At 39.3% G+C, this 6,690-nt stretch carries 4 protein-coding genes; 3 read left to right on the forward strand and 1 reads right to left on the reverse strand.

The window, feature by feature from the left end:
• A partial coding sequence (locus IM319_RS00970) for a bluetail domain-containing putative surface protein (protein ID WP_287734288.1) occupies window positions 1–871 on the forward strand: 871 nt, incomplete at its 5' end.
• A 252-nt stretch (window positions 872–1,123) separates the two neighbouring features.
• On the forward strand, window positions 1,124–4,246 hold the full coding sequence (locus IM319_RS00975; protein WP_287734289.1) for a TIGR03032 family protein: 3,123 nt from the start codon (window positions 1,124–1,126) through the stop codon (window positions 4,244–4,246).
• A gap of 148 nt (window positions 4,247–4,394) precedes the next feature.
• Here IM319_RS00975 and IM319_RS00980 read toward each other — a convergent pair whose 3' ends face one another.
• Complete coding sequence (locus IM319_RS00980) at window positions 4,395–5,276, reverse strand: glutaminase (RefSeq protein WP_287734290.1); 882 nt, start codon at window positions 5,274–5,276, stop codon at window positions 4,395–4,397.
• A gap of 12 nt (window positions 5,277–5,288) precedes the next feature.
• On the opposite strand from IM319_RS00980, the gene glp reads away from it, so the two are divergent.
• On the forward strand, window positions 5,289–6,515 hold the full coding sequence (glp, locus tag IM319_RS00985; protein ID WP_287672306.1) for a gephyrin-like molybdotransferase Glp: 1,227 nt from the start codon (window positions 5,289–5,291) through the stop codon (window positions 6,513–6,515).
• Window positions 6,516–6,690: the final 175 nt, after the last annotated feature.

The following is a 6,690-nucleotide window of genomic DNA, read 5'->3' on the forward strand; positions in this document are numbered from 1 at the left end:
AGATAATAATGCCATCCTCACCGTCACAGTTGATAACCCCAATCCGCAACCAATTACCTTCAATTATACCACTGCACCGATTAATGCTACCGCCGATGTAGATTACACTAGCAAAACCGGAACTATCACCATTGCACCTAATACTTCCACCGCTACTATTAGCATTCCCATCCTCAATGATAACCTCAATGAACCTGATGAAGCTTTTACAGTAACCCTGTCAAATCCAGTTAATGCTACCATTAACCCCGAAGGAGGAATAGGAGAAGTTATCATTACTGATACTTGGCAAAGCAGTCTCACTCGCACCCTACCCAATAATGTGGAAAACCTCAGACTAATTGGGACTAATAATATTAATGGTACAGGTAACGCTGGTAACAATAATATCACCGGAAATAGTGGCATTAATCAAATTAATGGTGCTAATGGTGCTGATATTCTAACTGGTGGTGCAGGTGCAGATACTTTTATCTTCCAATTTGGACAATCTACCATATCAACAAGCGATCGTATCACCGATTTTGCCATCAATAGTGATAAAATTGACTTATTAACTCAAGGTGGAAACGCCATGAATGCGCCTAGTAGTTTCAGTCGCGCTGCTAATAGCACTGTCACCACTTTACAGAATTTAGTCAATCAGGTATTTACTGATGCCAATGGAGCGATTACAGGTAATCAAGGATTAGGGGTTAATAGTGCTGCCTTAGTGCAGGTAACAACCGGTGCGATAGCTGGAACTTACCTCGTTATTAATGATAGCACGGCTGGCTTCCAATCCAGCAATGATTTATTAGTAAATATCACTGGATTTACTGGCACTTTACCAGCTTTAGGGAACATTCCGGTGGGTAATTTCTTTGTTTAAGTGTCTAAGCTCTCCTTCTAAGTCACCTAGAAAAAGGGTTTCTTCAAGAAACTATTTAGAAACCCGTTTTCTTTCTATTTAGAAACCCGTTTTCTGTCCGTTAGGCAGCTATCAATTCCGTCAAAAAACCAAAATTAACAAGCCGCCGTAACGCACCAACTCTATTATTAAATCGGTGCGTTACGCTATCGCGCTTCATACCCTACGATATATATAAAATAAAATTTGCTGTAGATTTGGACTAGACAACCGATGAATACACAACTATCAACTCCCAATACTAATCAATCTATCCCCGTAGAAATAATTGCTTCCCGTAACTTCATTGATTGGTTAGAGTCTCAGCAGATTAGTCTGGCTTTTACTACCTATCAAAGTTCTCGACTGATGTTTTTAGGAGTTAACCCTCAAAGGGGGATGTCGGGATTTGAGCGGATATTTGACCGCGCCATGGGTTTATATGCTACCCCAGAAAGGATTTATCTTAGTTCCCGCTATCAAATCTGGCAACTAGATAATGTGCTATTATCCGAACAGCTTTATGATGGTTACGATAAACTTTATATCCCCCGCATTAGTTATACTACTGGGGATTTAGATATTCACGATTTGGCAATAGAAAATCTATCTGAAAGAATTATATTTATCAGTACCATGTTAAATTGTCTGGCAACAGTCAGCGATCGCCATAGTTGTATTCCCCTATGGAAACCATCGTTTATTTCCGCTTTAGTCAATGAAGATCGTTGTCATCTCAATGGTTTAGCTTTGGTAGATGGGAAGGCGCGTTATGTTACCGCTTGTAGTCAATCAGATGTGGTGGATGGGTGGAGAGATAGAAGACAAACTGGCGGTTGTGTCATTGATATTCAGTCTAATGAAGTGATTGCTACTGGTTTATCTATGCCTCATTCTCCCCGATTTTATCAGGGTAAGTTATGGTTATTAAATGCGGGTACGGGTTACTTTGGTTATATTGATCAAGACAAAGGCATTTTTGAGCCTGTTACTTTTTGTCCTGGTTTTCTGCGTGGTTTAGCATTTGTCGGAAATTATGCCATTGTTGGATTATCTAAAAGTCGTGGGGGAGATAAGACTTTTTCGGGGTTAATCTTAGATGATAATTTAATGGCTAAAGAAGCAGAACCTCGCTGTGGTCTGCTAATTATTGATTTGAAAACAGGTGAAGTTATTCACTGGATACGCTTAGAAGGTGAAGTTACCGAACTTTATGATATACAAATCTTAGAAGGAGTTAAACGTCCCCAAGCTTTAGGATTTCAAAATGATGACATCAGTAAAATTATTACTCTCGATCCTATTTCTCCTTTAGTTGGAGGAAATATAGCAAATAATCAGCTTGATACTTCGCCAGCAGATACCCTTTATCAGCAAGCATACACCTTGCAAAAACAGGTTAAGCTTGAAGAAGCGATCGCTCTCTATCAACAATTAATTAATCAATCTCCCCAATATGCACCTGCTTGGCATCAGTTGGGGGTGATCATGGATAGTTTAGGACAAATTAATCAAGCTATTTTGGCTTATAAGCAAGCTTTATTGATTAATCCTAATTATGCAGAAGCTCACAATAATTTAGGAATAATAGCAGTTAGCAAGGGAAATTTAGACGAGGCGATTATTTGCTTTAACAAAGCCATTTGTGGCAATCAAAACTATGCTTTTGCTGATAATAATTTAGGTTTAGTCTTACAAATGCAGGATAAGTTAGGGGATGCCGGGGTCAAGTTTCAAGAAGCAATCAGGAAAAAACCTAATTATTCAGAAGCACACTTTAATTTAGGCAATGTGTTACAACTACAGGGAAAGACTGAAGAAGCGATCGCTTATTTTCAAGCAGCAATTAAGCTTAATCCTAAATACATTAAAGCTTATAATAGTTTGGCTTTAGCTTTAGGAAGACAGGACAAAGTAGAAGCAGCTATGAGCGTATTTAAGCAAGCTTTAGCCATTCAACCTAATTCATTAGAGGCTTTTGCTTGCTTATTTTCTATGAAGGAAATGACTTGTAATTGGAACACAAGAGAAGCTGATTTAATCCAACTTTGGCAATTAACCGAAAAACAGTTACAAGAGGGAAAATCTACCGCAGTAACTCCCTTTGATACCTTATATAAACCTTGGTCTGCTAGTCAACAGTTGAAAGTAGCTTGTAACTATGCTCAAGAGGTTAAAAGACAATTAGCCTTAGGGACTAAATCCCTCAACTTTAACCATTCCCGCACCCGATCTGGACGATTAAAAATAGGTTATTTATGCCATGATTTTCGTAACCATCCCACCAGTCATTTGATGCAAAGTGTCTTTGGTTTACATGATCGCAATAACTTTGAAATAATTGCCTATTCCTATGGTCCTGATGATGGTAGTGAATATCGTCGTCGCATTGCTAATGATTGCGATCGCTTTTATGATATTGCTACTTTATCAATTACGGAATCTGCACAACGGATTTTTAATGATGGGGTGCATATTTTAGTTGATTTGATGGGGTATATTGATAAGGCGCGGACGCAAATATTGGCTTTAAAACCTGCACCGATTCAAGTTAATTATTTGGTTTATCCGGGGACAATGGGAGCAGATTTTATCGACTATATTATTAGTGATGCCATAGTTACCCCACCGGAATCTGCTGATAATTTTACTGAAAAATTAGTAATTTTACCGGATAGTTATCAGGCTAATGATTATCAACAAATTATATCATCTAAACCTGTTACTCGTTCCCAGTATGGTCTTCCTGAATCGGGTTTTGTCTTTTGTTGTTTCAACCATACCTATAAAATTGAGCCGCAAATATTCACTGTATGGATGCAAATTTTGGCTAATGTTCCCGGTAGTGTGTTATGGTTATTTTCGAGAGTAGCTGAAGCTGAAGCAAATCTACGTCGGGAAGCACAAGCGCGAGGAATTGAGGGTGATCGCTTAATTTTTGCCCATCTCGAACCTAAGCCGGAACATTTGGCGCGACATCAACTAGCTGATTTATTTCTTGATACTTTATACTATAATGCTCATACTACTGGGAGTGATGCTTTATGGGCAGGTTTACCGATTATAACTTGTCCAGGTACAACTTTTCCTTCCCGTGTTGGTGCTAGTTTACTGACAGCTATTGGCCTACCTGAATTAATTACTAAGAATTTAGAGGAGTATAAAAATTTAGCGATTAATTTAGCAAAATCTCCTGATAAATTGCAGGAAATTAAACAGAAACTAGCACAAAATCGTCTTACTTATCCGTTATTTGATACCCTTCGTTTTACCCGCAATTTAGAAAAAGCTTATAGGACAATTTGGGATATTTATGCTGCGGGAAAATCACCAGAGATGATCAGGATAGCCAATTGATCACTGGAATTATCAGGGTAAGCGCATCTTAACAATCCTTGACAAAATCAACTTTATCCCTCCCAGTTTTCACGGTACTTGGCAAGAAAAATCAGAAAAAGTATCGGTGTTTTTTTGAGGAATTAAAGCTTATTTTCATAGATTAAATTTACTTGACAAAATGACTTATATGTGTTAGTAAATTAAGTCCTAAAATTGAATTACCTTGCTCATTTAACAGAGGACTATAACAAGCAATAACGCCCTGTTCCGGTACAATTGATAATAACGCCCCACTGACTCCCGATTTAGTGGGAAAACCCACCTCAAGGGCGAATTGTTGGGAAGCTTCGTAGAGTCCACAATTAGTCATAATTTCTAGAATAATTTCACCAAAAGGAGCAGCTAAAATCAACTTACCTAAATTAGCAAGATCGGCAATTTTTCCAGATAAACAACAGATTCGATTGTAGGTTTCTAGGGCTAAATAACGATGACTAATATAACCATTTTTTTCTAATTCTAAGCTTAAAGCTTGATTGTGTGCCTTAGGATAGGAGTGAACAGACTCAAGCACAGAGTGATCGAGAAATAATTGACAATTACCCATTTCATTTAACCATAAAAGCAAATTTTCACAGCGAGATTCTGGCGTTTCTCCTGCTAATAAATCCGTCAAGGCGATCGCACCACTGTTAATCATAGGATTACGGGGAAAACCGCGATCCTCTTGCAGTTGAGTTAAGGAATTAAAAGGATAACTAGAAGCTTCTTTTCCCACGCGACGAAAAACAGCATCTTCCCCTAAATGAGTTAAAAGATATAATAACAAAAAAGGTTTAATCACACTCATCAAAGGAAAAGTTACAGTTTCATCTCCCCAAGACAAAATCTCCCCCTCAAGACAGTGAATCTGGAGAGCGAAAACCTCGGTATTAACTTGGTTCAAAACCGGTATATAATAGGGAGTCTGACCCTTCATATCCGATAAATGCACTTCCCCGACCCAAGCTTGTATATCTTCCACCCTTAATCTAGCTAATCGGTTCATTTTTTTTAATCCATGTACTCAGTCAAAGAAGCAGAATCTATAATTTTAACTCAAATTCAACCCCGACAAGAAACAGAAAAAGTTTCTCTAGAGGCAGCTTTTGGGCGCATTTTAGCCGAAGATATCAGCAGTGATTTAGACTTTCCCTATTGGGATAATTCTGCTATGGATGGCTATGCTGTCCGCTACGAAGATGTCAAAGACACTAATCCAGAAAATCCCGTTACTTTAAAGATTATCGCCGAAATTCCCGCCGGCAAAGTCCCCGAAAAAATTATTCAACCCGGAGAAACAGCCCGAATATTTACAGGAGCAATGTTACCCGCCGGCAGTGATACGATTATTATGCAGGAAAATACTGACAAAAAAGGCGAGCGAGTGGCGATTCTTATCCCTCCCGAAAAAATAGGTCTTTTCGTGCGTCAACGCGGCACATTCTATCGAGCGGGAAATACCTTATTAAAAGCTGGTATTGCCCTTAATTCCCCAGAAATAGCGGTTTTAGCCACGGCACAAGCTACCGAATTAACAGTGTTTTCCCGTCCCCAAGTGGCAATTTTCTCCACGGGAGATGAATTAATTAATCCCGATGAAACCCTCCAAAAAGGTCAAATTATTGACTCGAATCGCTACGCTTTAACCGCATTTGTAGCCAGTTTAGGGGCAATTCCCAGACCCTTAGGTATAATCAAAGATAATCCCGATCTTCTCAGAGAAACGATCAGAAAAGCCATTAATTCTAGTGCTATCGTCCTTTCCACCGGCGGTGTTTCCGTAGGAGATTACGATTATATCGAGGGAATTTTAGGGGAATTAGGGGGAAAAATTCTGATTGGCAGCGTTGCTATTCAACCGGGTAAACCCCTAACCTTTGCTACTTTTCCTAACGGTTGTATTTACTTTGGTATCCCCGGTAATCCCGTCTCTGCTTTAGTTTGCTGTTGGCGCTTCGTGCAAATGGCCATTAAAAAATTATCGGGATTGACAGAATATCAGAACAAATTTCTGCGAGTTGTCACCCGCGATACTCTCAAATCTAAGGGACAAAGAGAAGTTTATCTCTGGGGAAAAATAGAAATTATCGAGGGAGTTTATCAATTTCAACTCGCTTCCGGACAACACAATTCGGCTAATTTAATTAATTTAGCGGGTACTAATGCTTTAGCCATAATTCCCCAGGGTAAAACTACTATACAAGCGGGAGAAACAGTAGAAGTTTTGACTGGACTTCCCCTTTGAGAGCCAGTTTCAGATTTATTCAGCAAACCCTAATTAGGGTCTGCTGAAAAAGTTTTTCGGTGGGGGTTGGGGGTTGGGGGTTGGGGGTTGGGGGTTGGGGGTTGGGGTGTGGGGTGTGGGGTGTGGGGTTTTACCCATTTTCAGGTGGTCAATTACCTAATTTTCAGGGAAAAAG

Origin of the sequence: Microcystis sp. M113S1 (genome assembly GCF_020246945.1) — a bacterium.
In the GTDB taxonomy this organism is placed as follows: Bacteria; Cyanobacteriota; Cyanobacteriia; order Cyanobacteriales; family Microcystaceae; genus Microcystis.